General features: G+C 37.4%; 27 protein-coding genes and 1 tRNA gene. 14 read left to right on the forward strand and 14 right to left on the reverse strand.

Features of this window, described 5'->3' with window-relative positions; all coding sequences use genetic code 11:
• The first annotated feature begins 82 nt into the window (after positions 1–82).
• Positions 83–1,102: a signal peptide peptidase SppA gene (gene sppA / locus GTK57_RS10305; protein ID WP_163123312.1), complete on the forward strand. Its 1,020-nt coding sequence runs from the start codon at positions 83–85 to the stop codon at positions 1,100–1,102.
• Positions 1,099–1,899: an alpha/beta fold hydrolase gene (locus tag GTK57_RS10310; protein WP_152874157.1), complete on the forward strand. Its 801-nt coding sequence runs from the start codon at positions 1,099–1,101 to the stop codon at positions 1,897–1,899. The genes sppA and GTK57_RS10310 overlap by 4 nt, the downstream gene beginning before the upstream one ends.
• A gap of 53 nt (positions 1,900–1,952) precedes the next feature.
• Here GTK57_RS10310 and purN read toward each other — a convergent pair whose 3' ends face one another.
• Together purN and purM are read right to left on the reverse strand one after the other, a co-directional pair.
• Positions 1,953–2,582, reverse strand: coding sequence for a phosphoribosylglycinamide formyltransferase (gene purN / locus GTK57_RS10315; RefSeq protein ID WP_163123315.1), 630 nt, complete (start codon positions 2,580–2,582; stop codon positions 1,953–1,955).
• 10 nt (positions 2,583–2,592) lie between these two features.
• Positions 2,593–3,663 (reverse strand): phosphoribosylformylglycinamidine cyclo-ligase, encoded by a 1,071-nt coding sequence (gene purM, locus GTK57_RS10320; RefSeq protein WP_163123318.1) that lies wholly within the window; start codon positions 3,661–3,663, stop codon positions 2,593–2,595.
• A 135-nt stretch (positions 3,664–3,798) separates the two neighbouring features.
• Between purM and cxpE the strand changes: the two genes are divergently transcribed.
• Entirely contained in the window at positions 3,799–5,019 is a 1,221-nt protein-coding gene (gene cxpE / locus GTK57_RS10325; protein ID WP_152874154.1) for a chloramphenicol efflux transporter CxpE, read from the forward strand.
• A gap of 15 nt (positions 5,020–5,034) precedes the next feature.
• Positions 5,035–5,739 (forward strand): DnaA regulatory inactivator Hda, encoded by a 705-nt coding sequence (gene hda, locus GTK57_RS10330; protein WP_152874153.1) that lies wholly within the window; start codon positions 5,035–5,037, stop codon positions 5,737–5,739.
• 72 nt (positions 5,740–5,811) lie between these two features.
• On the opposite strand, the gene GTK57_RS10335 is transcribed toward hda, so the two are convergent.
• From GTK57_RS10335 to GTK57_RS10355, 5 genes are all read right to left on the reverse strand, one after another.
• A complete protein-coding gene (locus tag GTK57_RS10335; RefSeq protein ID WP_152874152.1) occupies positions 5,812–6,213 on the reverse strand; it encodes a DUF3106 domain-containing protein in 402 nt (133 codons plus the stop codon).
• A complete protein-coding gene (locus GTK57_RS10340; protein WP_163123321.1) occupies positions 6,203–6,523 on the reverse strand; it encodes a hypothetical protein in 321 nt (106 codons plus the stop codon). Before GTK57_RS10340 ends, GTK57_RS10335 begins: the two co-directional genes overlap by 11 nt.
• Positions 6,520–7,134 (reverse strand): RNA polymerase sigma factor, encoded by a 615-nt coding sequence (locus GTK57_RS10345; RefSeq protein ID WP_163124719.1) that lies wholly within the window; start codon positions 7,132–7,134, stop codon positions 6,520–6,522. Before GTK57_RS10345 ends, GTK57_RS10340 begins: the two co-directional genes overlap by 4 nt.
• Before the next feature lie 160 nt (positions 7,135–7,294).
• Entirely contained in the window at positions 7,295–8,071 is a 777-nt protein-coding gene (locus tag GTK57_RS10350; RefSeq protein ID WP_152874150.1) for a TrmH family RNA methyltransferase, read from the reverse strand.
• Positions 8,072–8,131: 60 nt separating this feature from the next.
• Positions 8,132–9,106: a class 1 fructose-bisphosphatase gene (locus GTK57_RS10355; protein ID WP_163123324.1), complete on the reverse strand. Its 975-nt coding sequence runs from the start codon at positions 9,104–9,106 to the stop codon at positions 8,132–8,134.
• 182 nt (positions 9,107–9,288) lie between these two features.
• Between GTK57_RS10355 and GTK57_RS10360 the strand changes: the two genes are divergently transcribed.
• Positions 9,289–9,471, forward strand: coding sequence for an NF038105 family protein (locus tag GTK57_RS10360; protein WP_163123327.1), 183 nt, complete (start codon positions 9,289–9,291; stop codon positions 9,469–9,471).
• Positions 9,472–9,554: 83 nt separating this feature from the next.
• Here GTK57_RS10360 and pal read toward each other — a convergent pair whose 3' ends face one another.
• From pal to ybgC, 6 genes are all read right to left on the reverse strand, one after another.
• Positions 9,555–10,124, reverse strand: a complete 570-nt coding sequence (pal, locus tag GTK57_RS10365; RefSeq protein ID WP_163123330.1) for a peptidoglycan-associated lipoprotein Pal — start codon at positions 10,122–10,124, stop codon at positions 9,555–9,557.
• Positions 10,125–10,163: 39 nt separating this feature from the next.
• Entirely contained in the window at positions 10,164–11,447 is a 1,284-nt protein-coding gene (gene tolB / locus GTK57_RS10370; RefSeq protein WP_163124722.1) for a Tol-Pal system beta propeller repeat protein TolB, read from the reverse strand.
• Positions 11,448–11,649: 202 nt separating this feature from the next.
• Positions 11,650–12,828 (reverse strand): cell envelope integrity protein TolA, encoded by a 1,179-nt coding sequence (tolA, locus tag GTK57_RS10375; protein ID WP_163123333.1) that lies wholly within the window; start codon positions 12,826–12,828, stop codon positions 11,650–11,652.
• Between the two features lie 3 nt (positions 12,829–12,831).
• Entirely contained in the window at positions 12,832–13,284 is a 453-nt protein-coding gene (tolR, locus tag GTK57_RS10380; protein ID WP_152874144.1) for a protein TolR, read from the reverse strand.
• Positions 13,284–13,982, reverse strand: coding sequence for a protein TolQ (tolQ, locus tag GTK57_RS10385; RefSeq protein WP_152874143.1), 699 nt, complete (start codon positions 13,980–13,982; stop codon positions 13,284–13,286). Before tolQ ends, tolR begins: the two co-directional genes overlap by 1 nt.
• A 26-nt stretch (positions 13,983–14,008) precedes the next feature.
• Positions 14,009–14,416 (reverse strand): tol-pal system-associated acyl-CoA thioesterase, encoded by a 408-nt coding sequence (gene ybgC, locus GTK57_RS10390; protein WP_152874142.1) that lies wholly within the window; start codon positions 14,414–14,416, stop codon positions 14,009–14,011.
• 418 nt (positions 14,417–14,834) lie between these two features.
• Between ybgC and GTK57_RS10395 the strand changes: the two genes are divergently transcribed.
• From GTK57_RS10395 to epmA, 9 genes are all read left to right on the forward strand, one after another.
• Positions 14,835–16,868, forward strand: a complete 2,034-nt coding sequence (locus tag GTK57_RS10395) for an NADPH-dependent 2,4-dienoyl-CoA reductase (RefSeq protein ID WP_163123336.1) — start codon at positions 14,835–14,837, stop codon at positions 16,866–16,868.
• Positions 16,869–16,965: 97 nt separating this feature from the next.
• A tRNA-Ser gene (locus GTK57_RS10400) sits at positions 16,966–17,055 on the forward strand.
• A 440-nt stretch (positions 17,056–17,495) separates the two neighbouring features.
• The gene (locus GTK57_RS10405) at positions 17,496–18,155 is read left to right on the forward strand and encodes an amino acid ABC transporter permease (RefSeq protein ID WP_152875354.1); all 660 of its coding nucleotides are present in this window, start codon (positions 17,496–17,498) and stop codon (positions 18,153–18,155) included.
• Positions 18,145–18,810 (forward strand): amino acid ABC transporter permease, encoded by a 666-nt coding sequence (locus tag GTK57_RS10410; protein WP_152875352.1) that lies wholly within the window; start codon positions 18,145–18,147, stop codon positions 18,808–18,810. Before GTK57_RS10405 ends, GTK57_RS10410 begins: the two co-directional genes overlap by 11 nt.
• 3 nt (positions 18,811–18,813) lie before the next feature.
• On the forward strand, positions 18,814–19,545 hold the full coding sequence (locus tag GTK57_RS10415) for an amino acid ABC transporter ATP-binding protein (protein ID WP_152875350.1): 732 nt from the start codon (positions 18,814–18,816) through the stop codon (positions 19,543–19,545).
• A 17-nt stretch (positions 19,546–19,562) separates the two neighbouring features.
• Positions 19,563–20,414 (forward strand): transporter substrate-binding domain-containing protein, encoded by an 852-nt coding sequence (locus GTK57_RS10420; RefSeq protein WP_163123342.1) that lies wholly within the window; start codon positions 19,563–19,565, stop codon positions 20,412–20,414.
• Positions 20,415–20,444: 30 nt separating this feature from the next.
• Positions 20,445–21,311: a cysteine ABC transporter substrate-binding protein gene (locus GTK57_RS10425; RefSeq protein ID WP_163124725.1), complete on the forward strand. Its 867-nt coding sequence runs from the start codon at positions 20,445–20,447 to the stop codon at positions 21,309–21,311.
• A gap of 81 nt (positions 21,312–21,392) precedes the next feature.
• Positions 21,393–22,460, forward strand: a complete 1,068-nt coding sequence (locus tag GTK57_RS10430) for a 4-phosphoerythronate dehydrogenase (protein WP_163124728.1) — start codon at positions 21,393–21,395, stop codon at positions 22,458–22,460.
• Entirely contained in the window at positions 22,457–23,440 is a 984-nt protein-coding gene (epmA, locus tag GTK57_RS10435; protein WP_163123344.1) for an EF-P lysine aminoacylase EpmA, read from the forward strand. Before GTK57_RS10430 ends, epmA begins: the two co-directional genes overlap by 4 nt.
• Before the next feature lie 55 nt (positions 23,441–23,495).
• On the opposite strand, the gene GTK57_RS14850 is transcribed toward epmA, so the two are convergent.
• The gene (locus GTK57_RS14850) at positions 23,496–23,714 is read right to left on the reverse strand and encodes a DUF4926 domain-containing protein (protein ID WP_163123348.1); all 219 of its coding nucleotides are present in this window, start codon (positions 23,712–23,714) and stop codon (positions 23,496–23,498) included.
• Positions 23,715–23,751 lie beyond the last annotated feature (37 nt).

The following is a 23,751-nucleotide window of genomic DNA, read 5'->3' on the forward strand; positions in this document are numbered from 1 at the left end:
AGGTAATTTGTGATGTATAAATATAGAACGCACCATCATTGTATATAATGTTGGCAATATTAATAAATTTTGGAATATTTTTATGTCGGATTGGCCGCCAAACCCACAAGATAAAGATCAAAATAGTCAAAAAATTCAACAACAGCCTACTGGCGAAGAATGGAAGTTGTTAGAAAAAGTTATTTTGGTGTCTGTGGATGAACAGCGAAAAGCACGTAAATGGGGAATATTTTTCAAATTTTTAACCTTTGGTTATATTTTTTTATTACTCGTGATTATGGGTAAAGGCTGTAGTAATAATGCATCTTCTCCTGCCTCAGAGCCACATATTGCCGTTGTAAATATCATAGGTACCATTGCTGCTGACAAACAAAGCGTGAATAGTAGCGATACCATTAAGTCATTACGCAAAGCTTTTGAAAATACCAGTAGTAAAGCTGTGGTGTTAAATATTAATTCACCAGGTGGTTCACCTGTTCAGTCTGATGAAATTTGGCAAGAAATTCAGTATCTGAAAAAACAGCATAAAGATAAAAAAATCTATGCAATTATTGGCGATACAGGTGCATCAGGTGCTTACTATATTGCTTCAGCTACAGATGAAATTATTGTTAATCCATCAAGTCTTGTTGGCTCGATTGGTGTCATTATGCCGAATTATGGCGTGAACAATTTAATGCACAAATTGGGTGTTGAAGATAGAACCATGACATCAGGTGAAAACAAAGCATTGTTGTCGATGACACAACCTGTAGATGCAGCACAGAAAGCGCATGTTCAAGGAGTGTTAGATAATGTTCATGATCACTTTATTCATGCAGTAAAAGAAGGTCGTGGTGCAAAATTAAAATCTCAAGATCCAGCAATTTTTTCTGGTTTATTCTGGACAGGTGAACAAGCGGTTAAATTGGGTATTGCAGATAAAACAGGTAGCTTAAATACACTTAAACGTGAGCTTAAGTTAGACACTGCTGTAAATTATACAGTTGAATATAGTCCATTTGATTCTATTTTGGATCGTATGGGGGCTTCAGTTGGTGAGGGTTTTGCGACTTCACTTTCTAAGCAAGTTCAAACTGAACAAAGTGCGAAAATTCAATGAAGCCATTAATTCATTTTGCGCACGCCAATGGCGTGCCATCGAAGGTATATCAAAAGTTATTTGATGCACTTAAGGATGATTTTGACATTATTTATGTGCCATTGCTTGGTCCAGATAAGCGATACCCAATTGATAATCATTGGAAAAGCTTAACTCAGCAAGTGATTGATAGCATTGTACGTCAAGCAAATGGACGTAAAGTAATTGGTTTAGGGCATTCATTGGGTTCAGTTCTGACTTTTCAGGCAGCATTACAACGCCCAGAACTGTTTGAGCAAGTGATTATGCTCGATCCACCATTAATTGTAGGTAAGGATGGTTTTGCATTTCATATTGCTAAATTACTGCGCTTAAAGGCACTTGATAAAATGTCGCCCGCAGGTTTATCGAAACGTCGTCGTGATCATTGGGATTCTCGTGAACAAGCAGCTGAGTTATTGCGTCCAAAAGGTTTCTATCAGCATTTTGATATAGATTGTTTTAATGATTATATTCAATATGCTTTGAAGGATGATTCTGTTCGTGGTGGTGTTGAACTCACCATTTCACGTGATGATGAAGTTGAAATTTTCCGTACCAATCCATCTTTATGGTGGTTGCCTCAGGCAAAACCCAAAGTTCCTGTGCAATTGGTTGTTGCGAAAGATGGTCCATTTTTAGCACGTAAATTCCCGCAAATTACACAAAAGAAATTTGGTATTCCATTTAGTGTAGAAGAGGGCGGGCATATGTTTCCTTTAGAACGCCCAATCGAAATTGCACAAATGTTGAAAGATCTCATCAAGCAAAATACTTAAATTTTGACAATAAAAAAACGCATCCTCGGATGCGTTTTTTTATGATTTAAATTTTAGAACTTACAAAACTGAACGGGTGCTTTCATTGGGTGATCTCTATAGATCACACCATTTGAAGTATGTTTTAACGCGCCAGTACAAATCCATTCAACAACTTGAGGATAAATAATATGCTCAAGCTCATGAACACGATTTGCTAAAGATGTTTCGGTATCTTGGTTCGATACTTTTACCACACCTTGAGCCAGTGCTTGACCTGCATCAAGTTCAGCTGTCACGTAATGCACAGTACATCCGTGAAAAACATCACCTGTGTTCAAAACACGTTTATGCGTATGCATACCTTTGTAATTTGGCAATAAAGAAGGGTGGATGTTGACCATTTTCCCTTTCCAAGATTGCACAAATTGAGCACTTAAAATTCGCATGAAACCAGCAAGAATCACTAAATCAACATCCCAATCTAGAAGTTGTTGATGCATAACTGCATCGAAGGCTTCACGAGTAGGATATTGCTTGTGTTCAATGGCTGCTGTTTGAATGCCTGCATTTTTTGCACGTTCTAAAGCATATGCATCAGGTTTATTGGAAATAACACCTACAATTTGCCCCGAAAGATTTGCATCAATCAAGGCTTGTAGGTTGCTACCACTGCCTGAAACAAGTACAGCAATTTTAATCATGGGATGTCTATTACGCGAAAATCACACGGATTTTTTCGTCAGCACCTGAAACAGATTCTGCATTGTCAGTAATATGACCCATTGTCCATGCTTTTTCACCAAGACTATTTAGCATTTCAACAGTTTTATCTGCATCTGCTGCATCAACAACTAGAACCATACCTACGCCACAGTTAAATGTGCGGTACATTTCGAATTGTTCAACACCACCTTCTTTTTGTAGAAGTTGGAATAGTGAAGGCCACTCCCAAGATGACTCATTCACAATTGCTTGTGCGCCATTTGGTAATACACGTGGAAGGTTGCCCGGTAAGCCACCACCCGTGATGTGTGCCATTGCATGAACATCAACGTGTTTAAGAAGTTCTAGAATTGGTTTAACGTAAATGCGTGTTGGTTCCATTGCAACATCTGCAAGCGGACGACCATCTACGATTTGAGTTAAATCAACATTTTTAACATCTAAAATTTTACGGAGAAGTGAGTAACCGTTTGAATGAGCACCAGATGATGCAACACCAATTAAAACGTCACCCGCTTTAACTTTTGAACCATCAATAATTTTGCTTTGTTCAACTACACCTACACAGAAACCTGCAAGGTCATAGTCTTCACCTTCATACATGCCTGGCATTTCAGCAGTTTCACCGCCAACCAACGCACAGCCTGAAAGTTCACAACCTTTACCAATACCTGTTACTACATTTGCTGCAACGTCTACATTTAAGTGACCAGTTGCGTAGTAATCGAGGAAGAATAATGGTTCTGCACCACACACAAGAAGATCGTTTACGCACATTGCAACCAAGTCTTGACCAATTGTGTCATGACGGTTTAAGTTCAATGCTAAACGTAATTTTGTACCAACACCATCCGTGCCAGATACGAGAACAGGTTCTTCATAACCTTTAGGAATTTTACAAAGTGCGCCAAAGCCACCTAGACCGCCCATTACTTCGGGACGTGCAGTGCGCTTAGCGACAGATTTGATACGATCGACTAACGCGTCGCCCGCCTCAATGTCGACACCTGCATCTTTGTAGCTTAAACCAGTGTTTGGGGTAGAAGTTGAGTTGCTCATATTGAAGTCTCCGCATTCGCGCGGGGATTATAACCTGAATATACGAAACTCTTATGTAATTTCTATACTAAAATGTTATCTTTGTTTAAATATTTTATTTTCTATAATGAATATACTTAAAAAAGGCGAGTTCTTATGGTAGATCGCACCTTAGGTCGAATTTTTGTCCTGGTTGGAATTGGATTATTTCTTTGGATTTTATACTTATTAAAGCCAGTGCTTATTCCATTTGTAGGCGCATTTCTCATTGCTTATTTATTTAGCCCTTTAGTTGATAAAATTCATAAAATTGGTTTGCCGCGTTGGGTTGCCATTAGTATTGTTTTTATTGGCATAGGTTTAGTTGTTACTTGGGCAATGTGGTATTTAGCACCGCTCGTTTGGCAACAGCTAATGTATGCAAAATCGAGTATTCCTGCTGGAATTCATTGGGTTAATTATACCTTTTTACCATGGTCATCGCATACCTTTGACTTAGTTCCTATGGAATTAGATGTAGATCAAATTTCAGCTGCGGTCATGGAGTATATTCAAACAAACTATAGTGCAGACAGTATTCAAAGTGTTATTGCCAGATTAGCACAATCTGGCTTGAGCTTTATTCAAGTGGGTGGGGTGGTTGTTCTTATCCCAATTATTTCCTTCTATTTTTTACTCGATTGGGAAAAAATGTTGGATAGTTTGCGTCGCCTCATTCCTCGTCCTTATGAAAAAACGACCCTTCAAATTGTAGGTGAATGTCATAGCATTTTAGGGGCTTTTGTTAAAGGTCAGTTCCTTGTCATGTTCTTATTAGGCGTGATTTATGCTGTTGGTTTGCAACTGATAGGGTTGGAAGTTGGTCTGATTATTGGCATGATTGCAGGGCTTGCTAGTATTATTCCTTATCTTGGTTTTGCTGTTGGGATTATTGCAGCAGCTATTGCAACATTCTTCCAATTTGGTCTAGATTGGATGCAACTTTTATTGGTTGGCGTGGTCTTTATGATTGGTCAGGCGGTAGAAGGGTATATTTTACAGCCATTTTTATTGGGTGATAAAATTGGCTTGTCACCAGTTGCTGTTGTATTTGCTGTATTGGCGGGTGCACAACTTGCTGGTTTCTTAGGTATGTTGCTTGCTTTACCTGTTGCTGCAGTTATTGTGGTACTACTTAAACATCTCAGAGATTTTTACGAGCAGAGTCAAATGTATCAACGACATGTGGCTGTTTCACAAGATGCAAGCACAGGCTCAATTAGCATTCAAACACAAGATATTGATGTTGATATTGAACTTAAAAAGCAAGATGTAAAAGCACTGCAAGAGACTGAAAATTCAGGTAAGATTGAAGCTTCAGATAATAAAGATTCCTAAGGCAAAAATATATTTATGCGTCAATTGCAACTAGACATAGAACCACAACTTGATGCCCGAATTAGTGATTTTTCGGGGCCGAGTTGGGGGCATGTTGTAGATGCTGTAAGACAATTACACGCAGGTCTTTTGAATCGATTTTATGTTTATGGCGGGGCAGGTACTGGAAAAAGTCATCTGCTTTCTGCTATTTGCGATTCTTATTTAGAAGTGGGTAAAACAGCAATTCACGTTTCGCTTCTTGAATTGCTCGATGCGCCAACCGAAGCCATTACTTCATTAGAACAGTACGATTTAGTCGCATTAGATGACATTGAAGCTATTAGTGGTGTTCCACATTGGCAGCGTGCTGTATTCCATTTAATTAATTATAATGATGAAATGGGCGGTCAACTTGTTTTTTCATCACGTTTTGTCCCTATTGAGTTAAAGCTAGAACTTCCAGATTTACAATCACGTCTCACGCAAGCGGTTAGTGGTAAAGTCCCGAGTGGCAGTTTATTTGCAGATCGAATTGCTTTGGTTAATTCTGTCCTAGAACGTAGAGGCGTTCATATGGATCCACAAATTGTAGATTATTTGCTTGCTCATGGCCCACATCAAACCTCACTATTATTGCAACTAATTGAAAAATTGATTCAATTGCTAAAAGGTGAGAAAACCAAATTAAGCGGTTCAAATATTCGACAAATATATGCACTTATTGATGAGTATGATTAAAATTAATCATTACTAAAAAATAAAAAGGTCTCATATGAGACCTTTTTTGATGTTTAGAAGCTTAAAAAAAGCTTAATTATTATAAATCGTTTTATATTTGTGGATATATTCTTCACGAATAACAGCACGGTTTTCAGGCGTAGCTTTTTGTAGGCGTTGACTTAGATCTTTACGTTCTTGGGTACTCATTTTTTGCCAAGCTTCACGCATTTGCTGTTTTTCAGCTTCAGGTAATTGAGTGAACCAATCCATGCGTTGTTGTAATGAATTACGTGCAGATTCGGGAAGTTCTTTATTTAATGATTGATAGCGTTTAATGAGTGCTTGCTGTTCTTCATCACTCATACTATCCCAAGCATCACCGACCTGTGTATCTGCATCTTTAGAAAAAATCCAAAAACGATCGAAACCAGCAAAGCTTGTTTGTAAAAAGCCAAGTATGCAAAAAGTAAGCACTAATCTTTTAGCTATCATGTGGAGCTTTGTCCTCACCCATCACCATTAACATTTCCAAATCTTCTACCATTTGCGGTGAAAGTTTTGGATTTACAATAACCTGATTTTCAGGTTGTGCTGAGATATCCAATGCATTTGGAATAATAACAAAACCTGTAATAGCGGCTGCTAAGGCATATCCAGACATTTTGAAAAAGCTATATCTAGATGACTTTTTAGCTTGGATTTTTTCCAAAACATGGTTCATCACAGCTGGCTTATTTTGATGATGCTGTGCGAGTCCATCAAGTTTAGAAGAAACTTGTTTTAAGAAATCATCTTGTTTCATTCGGATGATCCTCCTGTATATGGATTCATATGTGACAAACTTAAGCGCAAAGCTTGTATTGCGCGGTGATAATGTGTTTTTACACTACCTTCTGTGCAATTCATGACTTGTGCAGTGGTTTTCGTATCAAAGCCTTCCCAAGCGCGAAGCATAAAAGCTTGTTGCTGACGCGTGGGAAGCTGAGCAATCGCTTCTTGTATTTCTTCAGCAGTCACTGCTTGATCTAAAAAGTCGAAAGGATTAGGCGTACTTTCATCGACAATATCGATTTGTTCTGCATCGTCATCATCCAAATTTACTTTTTTAAAGAAAGAAAATGGTTGAACACGACGTGCTTCTTTTCGACGCCAATCTTGTAATTTGTTATTTAAAATGGTGTAAAACAGGGGATACCATTCATCTGTGGTTTTGTCTGAATAAGATTTATGTAAAGAGATAAACGCCTCTTGTACTAAATCCATTGCAATACCATGATGACCTTGGGTTGCACTTTCCATCATGACTAAAGCACGACCTGTAACTTCATTCATGAAGTTTTTTAGGCGCAGTTCGGCAGTACTCTTTGGAGTACTTGTTGTTTGTGTCCGAGACTGTTCAGGTGCTGAATCCATAGAGATGGAAAATCCTGTCATTGGATACCCACCATTATTAACAAGTTTATATACTATATAACGTTGAAAATAATGGTTAGGTTGACATTACAAGTTATTATTTTTCTAGTGTAATCTATTTTTAAATAAGCGCGAGCCTATTTACAATAAGATTCGCTTATTAGATGCGTTGACGTACCATTTCAAAGAAGCAAATAGAACCTGCAATTGCAACATTCAATGATTCTTGTCCACCAGGTTGTGGAATGGCAACAGCTTCTGCATTTTTTAAAGCGTAGTTTGAAGCACCTTGACCTTCATTTCCAAGAATCCAAACACATTGTTTTCTTAAGTTTTTTGTATATAAGCTTTCTGATTGATGAGAGCTTGTTACATAAACAGGAATAGTGAATTGGTTGATAATGTCTTCAAGTTCAACATTTTCATATGTATGTAATGAAAAATGTGCGCCCATACCTGCACGTAAAACACGCGGAGACCAAATAGAAGCTGAACCTTTAGTACAAACAACTTGCTCAATACCTGCAGCAGCAGCAGAACGTAATAAAGTTCCTACATTGCCTGGGTCTTGAATGTTATCTAGAATTAAAGTGTCTTCTTCAAAATTAAGCGCTTCGCGAGATGTAGGTAAGTCTACAATTGCAAGACAAGCCAAAGATGTGCCTAAAGTACTTAAATCTTTATATAAAGATTCGCTGAGCACAAAAACATTACCATCATAAAGCGATACAATTTTTTCTAAATCTGGGTGGCTATATGCAGCTTCAGTGGTAAAAATAGAAGTAATTGCACGTTTTTGCTCTAACCAAGCAAGACTTAAATGCGTACCTTCAAGTACAGTTTGGCGATTCTTTTTACGATATGAACTTTGATCGATTAGACCACGTAAATGTTTAATTTTAGGATTGTCTTTTGAATCTAGAAAAAAAGCTGGCATGGGAGATTTATCCATGAAAGTAAGCAGATTAGATAAATCGCTTACTTTCATTTTTTGAAATTAGTTATGGTATTGCGTTACAAGATCGACTTCATTTTTAGAACCAATCACAACAGGAACACGTTGATGTAGTTCTGTTGGCTGAATATCTAAAATACGAACACGACCTGTTGTAGATGCACCACCAGCTTGTTCCATGAGCATGCTCATAGGGTTTGCTTCGTACATTAAACGTAGGCGACCTGCTTTTTTCGGATCTTTAGTATCGTACGGATACATGAAGATGCCTGTACGGCAAAGAATACGGTGAATATCACCCACCATACATGCAACCCAACGCATATTAAAGTCTTTTTCACGAGGACCAGTTTTACCTGCAAGTAATTCATCGATATAACGTTTTACAGGTGCTTCCCAATGACGTTGGTTCGATGCATTAATTGCATATTCTTTGGTATCTGCAGCAACTTGAATATTTTCTGAAGTCAGTAAAAACTCTTTTGTTTCTGGATCGAATGTAAAGAATACAGTACCTGCACCTACGGTTAATGCCATCATTGTAGATGGACCATAAAGTACATAACCTGCAGCTGCTTGGTTTACACCAGCTTGCATGAAATCTTCAGCTTGAGTTTTTGCATTTTTTGCAGGAAGAATAGAGAAAATTGTCCCTACGCACATGTTGATGTCAATGTTGCTTGAACCATCTAATGGATCGAATAAAACAAGATATTCACCATTTTCTTGAGCAGGAGTGAATTCATCTAATTCTTCAGAAGCCAAACCGCCTACATGTGGATGAACTTTAAGTGCATCGATTAAATAATCATTTGAAATGACATCGAGTTTCTTTTGTTCTTCGCCTTGTACATTTTCGTGTTGCGCACTTCCAAGTACACCAGCTAAAGCACCCTTTTGTAAAAGCTGATCAATATCTTTACAAGTATTAGCAATTTTTTCAATCACTTGAGAAAGTTCAGGTGTTAAATTACCACTTTGTTTTTGTAAGAATTGGGCGAGGGTGAGGTATGACATGGTTGGGAAACTCCGCAAATAGGTTTGATAAGACTTATCAAAAACAACATTGGGGCTATTTTAGAGCAGAACGCGCTAAAAGAAAAATTAAACTACACTATTTGACGTGATTTTACCCTTGCAACTCTTTTAGAAAATGCTATGTTGATATAAATAATGAATAAATATTGGAGAGTGAAAAAATGACAACGTTAAAGTTTGATAAGACTCCAACGCCCAACGAGGCAATTAAACTCGACGGTATTTCCACAGATAGCGTGAAAGCAGCATGGAAAGATTACGATGCTAAACCTGAGTATAAAAAAGTAAATAAACATGATTTAATTGAAGCCATGCAAAGCTCGGAAGAAGAGTCGCATTCTTAAATATTTTTTAAAGTTACAGATATAAAAAAGCACCTCAAAGATGAAGTGCTTTTTTTATAATTGAAATATTTTTCAATACGGTATTATTTTAAAAGCGGTGGAACTGCTTCGTAGTTAATTTCTACGCGACGGTTTTCTTTCCAAGCACTTTCATTATTAGCTGAATTAATTGGCATTTCTTTGCCATAGCTTACAGCTTCAAGCTGATTAGCGCTTACACCAGTTGTTACTAAAAAGCTTTCAACTGCTTTAGCACGACGTTCACCCAAAGCCATATTGTATTCACGTGTGCCACGTTCATCTGTATGACCTGTTAAAGCAACACGTGAATTTGCATTTGCCATTAAGAATTGAGCATGTGCTTGAAGTGTTTGATAATCTTGAGCTGTTAAGTCGCTGCTGTCGTAATCAAAATGTACAACGCGTTTTGCTAAAAATGCTTTATTTTCAGCAGTTACGCCTTTAGATGAAGCACCTGCCAAATTTTGAGCATTTAAAGCAGCATCTTCACTTAGACCTTGAGTGTTTACAGTGCCTGCACCATTTGGGTTTTGTGTAGCATCAATGACATTTGCAGGTTTGCGACTTGCACAACCTGTCATCACTAAAGCTGTTGCTAAAAGCGGTAAAGCTAAAAGTTTAAGTGTTTTCATATTATTCATCTCTATAAAAGTTAGTTTGAAATTTTAAAATTATTTAGGTGCCCAAGCAGGTTCGCGAACTTCACCTTGTTCACTTGGTAAATTCATGCGGAAGCGACCATCTAAAGACATAATAGAAAGTAAACCACGATTACCTTCGCGTGTTGCATACACAACCATTTGACCATTAGGCGAGAAGCTTGGAGACTCATCTAAACTTGTTGGGGTTAAAATATTGGTAATACCCGAGTTGAGGTCTTGAATCGCCACTTTGTAGTTACTGCCACTTGGGCGGTGAACTAAAGCTAATTTTTTACCATCTGCACTTAATGTCCCACGTGCATTAAATGCCCCACGGAATGTTAAGCGTTTAGTTGAACCTGAATTTAAATCATAAGTATAAATTTGTGCAGAACCACCGCGGTCGGATGTGAAAATAAATGATTTTCCATCTGGAGCATAACGCGCTTCTGTATCAATGGCGCTGTCGTTGGTCATGCGTTTGAGTTCGCGAGATTGCAAATTCATTTGGTAAACTTCAGGGTTACCATGCATAGATGCTGTAAATAGCATGCTTTGACCATCTGGTGAGAAGCTTGGAGCGCCATTTAAACCACGGAAGCTTGCCAATTTTTCACGCTGACCTGTTGCTAAGTCTTGTACATAAATTGCAGGTCGTTTGGTTTCAAATGACACATAAGCAATTTTCTTTGCATCGGGTGTCCAAGCTGGGGAAAGGATTGGATCTCGAGATGTAAGTACTGTACGAGGTTGTGCACCATCTGAATCTGCAATTTGTAGTGTATAGCGTTCTTGCGGTGTTGCAGGATTGCGTAACACATAAGCTATTCGTCCACTAAAGTCACCTTTAATGCCCGTAAGTGCTTCGTAAATTGTGTCACTAATCATATGTGCTGCAGAGCGAATACGAGATGCAGGAACAGTGAGTAATTCATTCAATAAATATTGCTGTTTTTGTACATCATACAGTTGGTATTGAATTTCATATGCACCTTCAGCATTTTGCTTTGTTGTGCCTGTCACAACATAAGGTACACCCGCACTTTGCCACGCTGCTGCATTTGGATTATTCATGCTTGCTGTAGCTGGTAAATTTTGCGATGCGCTTGAGAATTTACCAGAACGATTCAAATCAGTTTCAATAATCGGGTAAAGACTAGAATCGTTAGCAAATGGAACAATCGCAATTTTGGGAGCTTCTTCAGGTGCTTTGGCAATTTCTAAATGTAGCTGTGCTTGAGCATTAATTGAAATTGTTGCCCCTAGAGAAGTAAGAATAGCTAGGCAGAGCAGATGTTTCCGAGTTTTTTCCATCATTCGTTATTAACTCAAATCAAATGGTTTATTGTGTTTGTTCTACATAATGGCACGAATTTATTATATTTAAAGTACATGATTATTAAGAACTGTTAAAACAGTATGAAAATGCTTGAAAAAGTAGCAAAAATTTTCAAAATTATTTATTGAATAAAGCCATAGTTCTAGCCTATGGCTTTATTTTATGTGAGTGAACGTACTATTTTGATGTGAAACTTGAGGTAAATGATCTTGCCTCACGTCTTGCATCTGGGTCTGAAGGCATAGGATATGGAGCAGCAGAGCGAACGGCAGCTTCAATACTTGCTTTCATATCTGGGTCACTTGAATTCACAACTACAGATTGTACAGCACCACTATCACTTAATGTGACACGGGCAGTTGCTCGCTTACCCGATGAACCTGAAGGTGTATCCCAAGCACGTTTAATTTTGTTTTCAAAATCTTGTTTCGCAGATGATGCAATACGTTTTGCTTCAGCCTTTTTAGTTGCAGCTTCTTCAGCTGCTTTTTTTGCAGATGATGCTTTGGCCTCTTCTGCAGCTTTGGCTTTTGCGTCAGCATCAGCTTTCGCCTTGGCATCATTCGCAGCTTTTGCCTTAGCATCTGCGGCAGCTTTTGTTTTAGCATCATTTGCAGCTTTTGCCTTAGCATCTGCATCAGCTTTCGCTTTGGCATCATTCGCAGCTTTTGCTTTAGCATCATTTGCAGCTTTCGCCTTAGCATCTGCAGTAGCTTTGGCTTTTGCATCAGCTTTCGCCTTGGCGTCATTAGTAGCTTTGAGTTTCGCATCGGCAGCAGCTTTTGCTTTGGCGTCATTAGCAGCTTTGAGTTTCGCATCGGCAGTAGCTTTTGCTTTGGCGTCATTCGCAGCTTTTACTTTCGCTTCGGCAGCAGCTTTGGCATCATTTGCGGCTTTTACTTTCGCTTCGGCAGCAGCTTTTGATTTGGCATCATTTGCCGATTTTGCTTGTGCCTCTGCAATAGCTTTTGCCTCAGTAGCGGCTTTGGCTTTCGCGTTTGCAACTTTTGCATCTTCAGTAGCCTTGGCTTCAGCTTTTTGTGCTTCTTGCTTGGCTTTTTGAGTGTCTATAGGGGGAGTTGTTGGTATAACAGGAGCTTCAACACTAGGTTCAGCCGTCTGTGTAATTTCTTCTTTTACATTGGTGTGTGCTGTTTCTTCAAATTCGGTTACTTCACGGGTAACAGGTTTTAAATCTTCAGGCTTAATTAAAACAGTTTTGATTTGCTTTGGAGGTTCAGGAGCTTTACTCATGCCTAAATAAAGCAAGCCAACAATTGCAATGACATGCACACCAAGTGTGAAGCCAATTGCAATTGAATTTTGTTTGAAAGGAGGCTTGTTGAAATCTTTCATAAATTATTTTAAAGGCTCTGTAAGTAAACCTACTTGAGTTAATCCTGCTTCTTGAAGGCTATTCATCAGTGACATAACTTCACCATATGAACGTGTTTTTTCACCTTCAATCACCACGTTTAGTTCTTTGTTTTCAGTTTGAGCTGTTTGTTGAGCTTCACTTAAGATAGCGGTGAGTTCTTGTAATGCTAATGGTTGATCTGCTTTTTGATCTTTATATTGTAAGAAGTATTGTCCATCTTTGTCTAAGCTGACAATAGCAGGCGCATCTTTCGATTCGATAGGCGTGCTATTGGCTTGAGGTAAGTCAACTTTAATACCACTTGTGATCATTGGCGCGGTCACCATGAAAATCACTAAAAGTACAAGCATAACGTCAATATATGGCACGACGTTCATGTCACTTTTCAGTGGTTTTTTTATACGCTCGAAGCGTCCTGAACGTTGAATCGCCATTAATTTTGATCCTGATTTGAATCTAAAGATTGACGTTGTAATAAAGCAATCATTTCTTCAGCAAATAAAGCACGATCTGAATAGATTGTTTCACCTTTAGCTGTGAAATGGTTAAATGCCAATACAGCAGGGATTGCAGCAAAAAGACCAATAGCTGTTGCAATAAGTGCTTCGGCAATACCTGGTGCTACAGTTGCTAAAGTAACTTGATCGACATCTGCAAGACCAATAAAGGCATTCATAATGCCCCAAACTGTACCAAATAAACCAATATAAGGCGCAACTGAGCCAATGCTTGCAAGTACGCCAATACCTTGTTCTAAATGACCTTGATCGCGGCTTAAACCCACACGTAAAATACGTTCAGTACCTTCAATAGCTTGGTCGGGTGAGGCATTACGTTTTTTAAGTTTTAGGAATTCACCTAAACCTTGATAGAAAATATCTTCTAAGCCAATACGTTTAGAATTAAGCTGAGCATTGTTATAAAGCGTATTTAATTCTGCACCAGACCAAAATATTTTTTGGAAATGGTCATCATCTGCCTGCGCTTTTTTATAGCTCATATGTAATTTGGCAATTAAGTACCAGCTAAATAAAGATGCTAAAAGTAGAATAAGCATAATTATTTGTACGACTGGACTTGCTTGAAGAATAAGATCAGAAACGTGCAGGGTAGATTCTAGTTGTGTTGCCATAATTACATTGAGCCAATTAATTTTTTTTAGTCTTGTTCCAATTCTTTTAGAATCAGTTCACGAATTTCTTCTGGGAGTCTGCATGGTCGCATATCTGCATTTATACATGCTAATTCGACTTCGCCAGATGCCAACATAATTTCACCACGATAAATATTCTGTTGCAACACAAAAGATGATGCTTTACAAGAAACAACACTTGCAGTGACTGTTATTAGATCATCCATAAGGATAGGGCGTGAATATTTAAGATTAATTTTATGTACAACAAAATTATAGTCTTTTTGATGCCAATAATGATCTATACCTGAAGCACGAAGCCATTCTGTGCGTGTGCGTTCCATAAAGCGAATATGATTTGCATGGTAAACAATGCCACCTGCATCTGTATCTTCAATATATACACGAATGTTGAATTCGAATTTATTCGCCATTTTGGTATTCCATTTCATTATTTCAAAGTGCTATGAAAGCTTTTTACTCAAATTTTGTTTATATAAATAAAGAAAATATTAGATAAAAGCCGTGTTTTGCAGGCTGAGAATTTTATCATAATCACTTTTTTGTCCTATGGCACAAGGTTTCAAACTTAAATTATAGGATGGGTATTTATTGAGATGATGTTATTCGGGTTTTTATAGTGATTTAGATGATATTTTCTTATTCTTATAATTTGGTTTCGACATAATAAATATTTAAAATTTTTAATGCACCTTTTCATGAATCAAAAAAAGATCAATCTGTATTGACCAAACATTCACAGATTTGCATAAAAATGCCATAAACAAAAAAGTAAAATCAGCTAAAGTATTATGCAACAAGTTGCAAAGCCAAAATTAAAAGGAATTCCACATGACGACTAGCTATGCAAATATTTTAAAACCACTAGATTTAGGTTTTACCAAAATTAAAAACCGCGTTGTGATGGGTTCAATGCACTCAGGTCTAGAAGATCGATTTTATCATTATCCAAAACTTGCGGCATACTTTGGCGAACGCGCAAAAGGTGGCGTAGGCTTAATCATTACAGGTGGTATTTCCCCAAATAGACAAGGTTGGTTGTTGCCTGCAGGCGGAACCATGAATACTTTGGGCGACATCGTACCTCATAGACTAGTTACCCGTGCCGTACATAAACATGGCGCAAAAATCTTACTACAAATACTCCATGCAGGGCGTTACGGCTATCAGCCATTTGTGGTGTCATCAAGCGCAATAAAATCTCCAATTTCACCATTTAAACCTAGAAAAATGAGTGAAAGAACCATCCTAAATACCATTAAAGACTATGCACACTCTGCAAACTTAGCCAAAAAAGCAGGTTACGATGGTGTAGAAATCATGGGTTCAGAAGGCTATTTACTCAATCAATTTTTAAGTCGACATGTCAATCAACGTGAAGATGCGTGGGGCGGTTCAATTGAAAACCGTATGCGCTTTGCTGTGGAAATTGTAAAAGCTATTCGCCAAGAAGTTGGTGAAAAATTTATTATCTGTTTTCGCTTGTCATTGCTCGATTTAGTTCACGATGGTAATACCATGGATGAAGTCATCACCGTTGCAAAAGCATTAGAACAAGCGGGCGTGACTTTGTTAAATACAGGTATTGGTTGGCATGAAGCACGTATCCCAACTATCGTGACATCTGTACCACGTGCAGCATTTGTCGATTACACGGCAGAAGTGAAAAAGCATGTAACGATTCCTGTGATTGCATCGAATCGAATTAATATGCCTGAAACAGCTGAGGAGATTTTAGCGTCAGGCAGAGCAGATATGATTCAAATGGCACGTCCATTTTTAGCAGATCCATATTGGGTAAATAAAACTGCAACAAACCGTGTCGATGAAATTAATACTTGTATTGCATGTAACCAAGCGTGTTTAGATCATACTTTTAAAAATCAGCGTGTCAGTTGTTTGGTGAATCCACGTGCGGCTTATGAAACGGAATTACTTTATTTAAAAACAAAAAAACCAAAACGAATTGCAGTTGTAGGCGGTGGTGTTGCAGGTATGTCGGCTGCAACAATTGCAGCAAGCAGAGGTCACAACGTCACATTATTTGAAGCAAGTAATGAAGTCGGTGGACAATTTAATTTAGCCAAAGTTGTACCCGGTAAAGAAGAGTTTCACGAAACCATTCGTTATTTCAAAGTTCAAATTGAAAAAACTGGGGTTGAACTTCGCTTAAATACCAAAGTGAACCGTGAGCAATTAGAACGTGAAGGTTTTGATGATGTTGTGATTGCGACAGGTGTTGTTCCGCGTGCTTTAAAAATTGAAGGAAGTGATGCACCTCAAGTTCTATCTTATGCCGAAGTTTTGCGAGGTGCCGAAGTTGGGCATAAAGTTGCGGTGATTGGTGCGGGTGGCATTGGTTTTGATGTTTCAGAATTCTTGCTTAAACCACCACATCAACAACAACCTCAAGCTTTAGATGAATGGAAGCGTGAATGGGGGGTAGATTCAAATCCTAACTATATTACTGAAGGTGGTACGGTCCGCGCTGAAATTGAAGCACCGATTCGCGAAATTTATTTATTGCAACGTAAAACCACACCATTAGGTGCGGGCTTAGGTAAAACATCGGGTTGGGTGCATCGTGCGCAATTGAAAAAGCATAATGTTCGTATGTTACGTGGCGTGCAGTATAAAGTAGTCACAGATGAAGGTTTATGGATTGAAACAGCAGGGCAAGATCAACTTTTACGTGTAGATACGGTTGTTGTTTGTGCAGGACAAGAATCTGTTAAAGAATTGATGCCTTTAGAGGGTGAAAATACTTTAGCGAAGTACCATATTATTGGCGGTGCAAAGCTTGCAGGCGAGTTAGATGCGAAGCGTGCAATACGTGAAGGTGCTGAATTAGTAGCCAAATTATAGTTTTTTTAGCATTTTTGGCGAAACAATATTCATTTGAATGCTTTAGATGGTTTTTTCTCTTGTCATAATACGAAAAGCTCCGTATTATGGCGCACATGGAAGCGTGGCAGAGCGGTTTAATGCACCGGTCTTGAAAACCGACGAGGGTTTACCCCCTCCGTGAGTTCGAATCTCACCGCTTCCGCCAAATTCGAAAAGACCCTTGAGAAATCAAGGGTCTTTTTTTTGATTTTAATTTTGTCTTAATTAGAAGCCACATAAAAAGTTGAAGGAGATTACTGAAGGTTCTTATTCAATTCATTGCATAAGGATCATAGAGTTAGTTATGTTGAAAAACAGGAAAACATAAGATTACTTGACAATATTCTTGTGTCTTATACTGCCCTTATTTTTCTTAAATATTTGTTTAAAAAGAATAAAAATAATTTTTTTAATAAGTGTAAAAAATAATAGTTTATAAATACATCGAGGTTTATATTTTTAATTGTCAAAAATTAGCCATTCTAAATAGGAAATTTAGAAAAGCTTATTAATAAAAAATGGTTTTAGTGATGTTGTTATCAAAATAAAATAAAAGCGTTTAATCAAGGTTGAACACTACTTTAAATCGATTTGTGGATGTTTTCTTTGGACTGGCTTTATATACAAAGCGTTTGGCCCCAATTTTATGCGGCAACCCTAACTACGCTAGAAATTTCTGTTATCAGTATTTTTCTCTCCATTATTGTAGGTCTTATTTCTAGCATTATTTTGACCTATAAATTTTTTATTTTAGACAAGCTTGTTGCTTGTTATATCGAATTGTCGAGAAATACTCCACTGCTGATTCAGCTTTTCTTTCTCTATTATGGCTTACCTAAAATTGGCATTAAAATAGATGGTTTTACTTGTGGGATTATCGGTCTTACTTTCTTAGGTGGAAGTTATATGGCTGAAGTATTTCGCGCAGGTTTACAGTCCGTTTCTAAAGGGCAAATAGATTCAGCAAAAAGTGTTGGTTTAAACCCAATCCAAATTTTCCGTTATGTAAGTTTACCTCAGGCAATGGCAGTTTCTATTCCTGCAATTGGTGCGAACTGTTTGTTTTTAATTAAAGAAAGTTCAGTACTCAGTGCCATTGCTATTGTTGAATTGCTTTTCGTGACCAAAGATTTAATTGGTATGGATTACAAAACCACAGAAGCCTTATTTTTATTGATTTGTGCATATTTAATTATTCTTTTACCTGTGTCTGCACTCACAAGCTATTTGGAATATAGAAGTAGAAAGGTGAGCCATGGGAATTGAGTATTTATTTCAGCCTAGCCATCTAGAGCGCTTATTTTTAGGACTTTGGCAAACCATTCAAATTGCCATTATTTCTGTGGTTTTATCGGCAATACTGGGTGCAATTTTTGGTGTCATCATGACGTCAAAAAATCCATTTATTAAAGTGTTATGCCGTATTTATTTAGAAGCCATTCGTGTAATTCCAATTTTGGTTTTACTGTTTGTTTTCTATTTTGGTTTTGCAACATGGTTTAACTGGCAGTTCTCATCTTTTTGGGTTTGTATTTTTGTTTTTGTGCTTTGGGGCACAGCAGAAATGGGCGATTTAGTCCGCGCAGGTATTAGCTCTATCGACAAGCACCAGAGAGATTCAGCTTTTGCTTTAGGTTTAAACGAAGTTCAAGTATTGACTCAAGTGGTTTTTCCACAAAGTTTAAAACGCATTACACCTGGGGTTATTAACTTGTTTACCCGTATGGTGAAAACCAGTTCTTTAGCGGTATTAATTGGTGTAGTTGAAGTTTTAAAAGTGGGTCAGCAGATTATTGAAAACTCGTTACTTACGGTACCAAATGCATCACTTTGGATTTATGGATTAATTTTTATTCTATATTTCATTATTTGTTATCCGTTATCTCTTGCATCACGTTATTTAGAAAAAGTTTGGGAATAAGCCATGTCGTTATTAGAAATTAAAGATTTAAAAAAATCCTTTGCTGATACCCAAATTTTAAAAGGCATTAACCTCAATGTAGCGCAAGGTGAAGTGGTGGTGATTCTTGGGCCATCAGGTTGCGGTAAAAGTACTTTATTGCGCTGTATTAATGGTTTGGAAGAGATTCAAGCAGGTGAAATCCGTTTAGAAGGTCGAGGTGTTTTAGGTCAAGATGTTGAATGGACTAAAGTTCGTCAAGATGTAGGCATGGTGTTTCAGAACTACGAATTATTTGGTCATATGAACGTGATTGATAACATTTTACTTGGGCCACTAAAAGCACAAAAACGTGAGAGAGCAGAAGCAGAAAAAGTTGCCGATGCATTATTGAAACGTGTGGGCTTGTTTGATCGAAAGCTAGATTATCCACGTAATTTATCGGGTGGGCAAAAGCAACGTATTGCTATTGTTCGTTCATTGGTGATGCAACCCAAAGTCATGTTGATGGATGAAATTACCGCAGCACTTGACCCTGAAATGGTACGTGAAGTGTTAGATGTAGTTCTAGGGCTTGCCAATGAAGGTATGACCATGTTGATTGTAACGCATGAAATGGGCTTTGCTCAAAAAGTTGCAGACCGAATTATCTTTATGGATAAAGGCAACATTATTGAAGAAGCAACACCAGACGTATTTTTTAAACAGCCTCAAACGGAACGTGCAAAGGCTTTCTTAAACATCTTAAGTTATTAATAAAATAGGAAAACAAAATGATTTCTAAAAAATCTCTCATTTTGGCTACAGGTTTAACGCTTTCTGCCATTGGTCTAACGGCTTGTGGTGACAAGACAAATTCGCAAAATGATCAAACATCTTCTATTGAACAAATTAAAAAGAACGATGTGATTCGTGTTGGTGTATTTGCCGATAATCCTCCATTTGGTTATGTCGATAGTCAGGGTAAAAACCAAGGTTTTGATATTGCTATAGCAAAACATATTGCCAAAGATCTTTTGGGTGATGAAAACAAAATTGAATATGTGGTGACTGAAGCAGCGAACCGTGTTGAGTTTTTAAAGTCAGATAAAGTTGATGTTGTGCTTGCGAGTTTTTCTGTTACGCCAGAACGTAAAGAAGTGGTTGATTTTGCTGAACCGTATCTAAAAGCATCTTTAGGGGTTGCATCATCTCAAAAAAATCCTATTAACTCTGTTGCAGACTTAGAAAATAAAACACTCATTGTGAATAAAGGTTCAAGTTCTGACAGTTATTTCACAAAGAATTATCCAAAAGTTAAGCTCCTTAAATTTGAACAAAATACAGATGCATTCAATGCGCTAAAAGATGGTCGTGGCGATGCAATCTCACAAGACAGCACTTATGCACTTGCATGGGCTGCACAAAACCCGGGCTACATTGTAGGTATTCCACAAATTGGTAATGAAGACTTCATTGCACCAGCTGTACGCAAAGGTAATGTTGAATTGCTAAATTGGTTGAATACTGAAATTAAACAACTTCGTAAGAGCGGTGAAATTCAGAAAATTTATGATGAAACTTTAAAGCCAATTTATGGTGGAAAAGTTGATTCGAAAATTTTCTTAGATGTAGAAGGAAAATAATTAACGCTGTAATAAAAATATCCAGAGGGGATAACAATGACAACATTTGCTCATGTAAAAAAATTATTTGCAGTTTCACTCTTAGGTTTAGGTTTGGCAGCTTGTGGTCAAAACTCAGAAACAAAAAAAGAAACTGCACAAGATCAATCTGCAACATCAAGTATTGAGCAGATTAAAAAGAATGGCGTAGTACGAATTGGTGTATTTAGCGATAAACCACCATTTGGCTATTTAGATGAAAAAGGTAAAAACCAAGGTTTCGATGTTGAAATTGCGAAACATGTTGCCAAAGATTTATTGGGTGATGAAAACAAGGTTGAATTTGTTTTAACAGAAGCCGCAAACCGTGTTGAATATCTTAAAGCCAATAAAGTCGATATTATTTTCGCTAACTTTACGGTAACGCCAGAACGTAAAGAAGTGGTCGATTTTTCTAAGCCATATTTAAAAGTAGCTTTGGGTGTGGTTTCACCTAAAGATGCACCAATTACCGATATTGCTCAGTTGAAAGATAAAGTTTTATTGGTCAATAAAGGTACAACAGCAGATTCATTCTTTAGCAAACAGCATAAAGAAATCAATCTACAAAAATATGAGCAAAACACCGAAACTTTTGATGCTTTAAAAGATAAACGTGGTGTTGCTTTAGCGCATGACAACTTACTTGTATTGGCTTGGGCGAAAGAAAATCCTAACTATACTGTAGGTATTACAAGCCTTGGTGAGCACGATTTAATTGCACCTGCGGTTAAAAAGGGTAATAAAGAATTGCTAGATTGGTTAAACAAAGATTTAGAGAAACTTTCAAAAGAGGGTGTTATTCAGCAAGCTTATGAAAAAACTTTAAAACCTGTTTATGGCGACACTATTAATCCGAAAGATTTATTAGTCGAGTAATTTTATTGAATGCTTGGGTATGGCATGGTCAATGTAATATCCAAGCGTTATCATAATGGCATTACAGAATTGGAATGCATTATGAAAATCGTTGCAGATGAAAATCTGGCATTCACCGAATATTTCTTTTCAGAGTTTGGTGATATTCAACACAAAGCTGGACGTACTTTGACACATGCTGATGTGAAAGATGCAGAAGCTTTATTGGTGCGTTCAGTCACTCAAGTGAATCAAGACCTTATTTACAATACAGCACTGAAATTCGTTGGAAGTGCGACTATTGGTACAGATCATCTCGATATTCCGCTAATCGAACAACAAGGCATTACATGGTCAAATGCAGCAGGGTGCAATGCTCAAGCTGTCGCTGAATATGTCATTACCGCATTATTAAAATTACAACCTGAACTTATTCATGCCAATGAAACCTTTACTTTAGGGATTATTGGATTAGGCAATGTTGGCTCGCGTTTGGCTGTTATGGCAAAATTATTGGGTTGGAATGTAATTGGTTCAGACCCTTTTGTGAACCGTGATCATGTTAATCAAGTCGATTTAAACACCTTATTAACACAAGCTGATGCCATTTCTATTCACGTGCCTTTGACTCAATATGGTGAACATTCAACCTATCATTTAATTAATAAATATGCTTTGTCGCAGATGAAATCGAGCACGATTTTAATTAATTCTGCACGTGGGTCTGTGGTTGAAGAAACTGCATTAATTGAAGATATTCAAAATACACAACGAAAAGTGGTGTTAGATGTATTTGAACATGAACCTGAAATTTCAGAAGAATTATTAGATTTAATTACTTTGGTTACACCGCATATTGCAGGCTATAGCTTGGAAGGTAAGGCGCGTGGTACGCAAATGATTTACGATGCTTTTTGTGAAGAACTTCAATATACGCCAAATAAAAAGTTTGAAACACAGCTTCCTGCGTGTGAGCAATTCTTTAAAGATGAAAATTTGAAAGAAGTGCTGATTCAACATCTTACAGAAATTTATGATATTTCACGTGATGATAAAAATTTACGTGCATGTTTAAAAGATGGAAAGGTTGAGCAAAAAGCATTTGATTATTTAAGAAAAACGTATCCGCTACGCCGTGAATGGGCGGCACATGGAGGACCAAAAGCATGAGTCAGTTAAACCTTCAATATCAACCGACTTGTGATATTCAGGCAATTCGTGCGCGTGCAAAAATGTATTCACAAATTCGCCAATTTTTTGATGAACGTGAAGTTTTGGAAGTGGAAACCCCTATTTTATCGCAAGCAGGTGTGACCGATGTTTATTTGTCTTCTGTGCAAGCACAGCGTCATGTAAATGGCAAAAAGCAAACGCATTATTTACAAACTTCGCCTGAATTTGCCATGAAGCGTTTATTGGCAAGTGGCGTGGGTTCAATTTACCAAATTTGCAAAGTTTTCCGTGATGATGAACATGGGCGTAAACATAATAGCGAATTTACCATGTTGGAATGGTACCGTCCGAATATGAGCTTAAAAGAGCTGATGTTCGAAGTAACCGATTTGTTAAACGTGACTTTGAAACAGCGCTTTGGTGAAGTTCGTCCAACCATCTTAAGTTATAAGCATGCTTTTATGGATCGTCTAGATTTAAACCCATTGCAAGCCAGTTTGAAAGAACTGAAAGATTGCTGTAATCGTGTGGGATTAAATCTAGATTTAGGTGATGATCGATTAGGTTATATCGATTTACTTTTCTCGCATTTTGTAGAACCAAGTTTAGGTTTTGATACGCCTGTTTTTTTAACTGATTTTCCGCCTGAACTTGCATCACTTGCAAAAACTAAAGTAGATGAAGATGGTGAATTGGTTGCAGCACGTTTTGAGCTTTATATTGAAGGTTTAGAGCTTGCCAATGCTTATGATGAACTCATTGATGCAGATGTGCTTCGTTCGCGTTTTGTGGCGGATAACGAAGAGAGAGCGAAGCTAGGTTTACATGTCATGCCAATTGATGAATATCTACTTGCAGCATTGCCGAATATGTCTGAATGTTCAGGTATTGCTTTAGGGGTGGATCGGTTATTGATGGTTGCAACTGAGCAAATGAAGCTTGAAAAAGTAATTACGTTTCCAGCGGATATGTCTTAATTTTGAAGTGTCTAGGTAATTTAACTAGGCACTTAAAATTTTATTGTATTTATTTTTAAAATTCTGTACAAAAGGTGAGAAAAGATTCTTTGATCGCAAAAGTTTCCTCTATAAATTTTCCAGACTTGTCGATAAATTCGACTTCATAGGCGAAATCAAATTCATTTTCATAAATGTGTAAAATAGTTCCTTTTGTTCCAATAGGGATATACCTGAAATCGAAAATTAATTGGACTACTTGAAATTCTTTAAATTTTGGTGTTCTTTTTATCATAATATTAATGCTTTTTTAGTAAAACTCCTCAAATTTT

Origin of the sequence: Acinetobacter portensis, assembly GCF_010646905.1 — a bacterium.
GTDB lineage: Bacteria > Pseudomonadota > Gammaproteobacteria > Pseudomonadales > Moraxellaceae > Acinetobacter > Acinetobacter portensis.

Coding starts and splice junctions, on each gene's coding strand:
- GTK57_RS10395 (WP_163123336.1), top strand. CDS start 14,835: ATGACGACTAGCTATGCAAATATTTTAAAACCACTAGATTTAGGTTTT.
- tolA (WP_163123333.1), bottom strand. CDS start 12,828: ATGAAAGATTTCAACAAGCCTCCTTTCAAACAAAATTCAATTGCAATT.
- tolQ (WP_152874143.1), bottom strand. CDS start 13,982: ATGGCAACACAACTAGAATCTACCCTGCACGTTTCTGATCTTATTCTT.
- purM (WP_163123318.1), bottom strand. CDS start 3,663: ATGAGCAACTCAACTTCTACCCCAAACACTGGTTTAAGCTACAAAGAT.
- GTK57_RS10345 (WP_163124719.1), bottom strand. CDS start 7,134: ATGGATTCAGCACCTGAACAGTCTCGGACACAAACAACAAGTACTCCA.
- GTK57_RS10410 (WP_152875352.1), top strand. CDS start 18,145: ATGGGAATTGAGTATTTATTTCAGCCTAGCCATCTAGAGCGCTTATTT.
- GTK57_RS10420 (WP_163123342.1), top strand. CDS start 19,563: ATGATTTCTAAAAAATCTCTCATTTTGGCTACAGGTTTAACGCTTTCT.
- GTK57_RS10310 (WP_152874157.1), top strand. CDS start 1,099: ATGAAGCCATTAATTCATTTTGCGCACGCCAATGGCGTGCCATCGAAG.
- epmA (WP_163123344.1), top strand. CDS start 22,457: ATGAGTCAGTTAAACCTTCAATATCAACCGACTTGTGATATTCAGGCA.
- sppA (WP_163123312.1), top strand. CDS start 83: ATGTCGGATTGGCCGCCAAACCCACAAGATAAAGATCAAAATAGTCAA.
- GTK57_RS10355 (WP_163123324.1), bottom strand. CDS start 9,106: ATGTCATACCTCACCCTCGCCCAATTCTTACAAAAACAAAGTGGTAAT.
- cxpE (WP_152874154.1), top strand. CDS start 3,799: ATGGTAGATCGCACCTTAGGTCGAATTTTTGTCCTGGTTGGAATTGGA.
- GTK57_RS10360 (WP_163123327.1), top strand. CDS start 9,289: ATGACAACGTTAAAGTTTGATAAGACTCCAACGCCCAACGAGGCAATT.
- tolR (WP_152874144.1), bottom strand. CDS start 13,284: ATGGCGATTCAACGTTCAGGACGCTTCGAGCGTATAAAAAAACCACTG.
- GTK57_RS10430 (WP_163124728.1), top strand. CDS start 21,393: ATGAAAATCGTTGCAGATGAAAATCTGGCATTCACCGAATATTTCTTT.
- tolB (WP_163124722.1), bottom strand. CDS start 11,447: ATGGAAAAAACTCGGAAACATCTGCTCTGCCTAGCTATTCTTACTTCT.
- GTK57_RS14850 (WP_163123348.1), bottom strand. CDS start 23,714: ATGATAAAAAGAACACCAAAATTTAAAGAATTTCAAGTAGTCCAATTA.
- GTK57_RS10335 (WP_152874152.1), bottom strand. CDS start 6,213: ATGATAGCTAAAAGATTAGTGCTTACTTTTTGCATACTTGGCTTTTTA.
- GTK57_RS10350 (WP_152874150.1), bottom strand. CDS start 8,071: ATGCCAGCTTTTTTTCTAGATTCAAAAGACAATCCTAAAATTAAACAT.
- GTK57_RS10415 (WP_152875350.1), top strand. CDS start 18,814: ATGTCGTTATTAGAAATTAAAGATTTAAAAAAATCCTTTGCTGATACC.
- ybgC (WP_152874142.1), bottom strand. CDS start 14,416: ATGGCGAATAAATTCGAATTCAACATTCGTGTATATATTGAAGATACA.
- purN (WP_163123315.1), bottom strand. CDS start 2,582: ATGATTAAAATTGCTGTACTTGTTTCAGGCAGTGGTAGCAACCTACAA.
- hda (WP_152874153.1), top strand. CDS start 5,035: ATGCGTCAATTGCAACTAGACATAGAACCACAACTTGATGCCCGAATT.
- pal (WP_163123330.1), bottom strand. CDS start 10,124: ATGAAAACACTTAAACTTTTAGCTTTACCGCTTTTAGCAACAGCTTTA.
- GTK57_RS10340 (WP_163123321.1), bottom strand. CDS start 6,523: ATGAAACAAGATGATTTCTTAAAACAAGTTTCTTCTAAACTTGATGGA.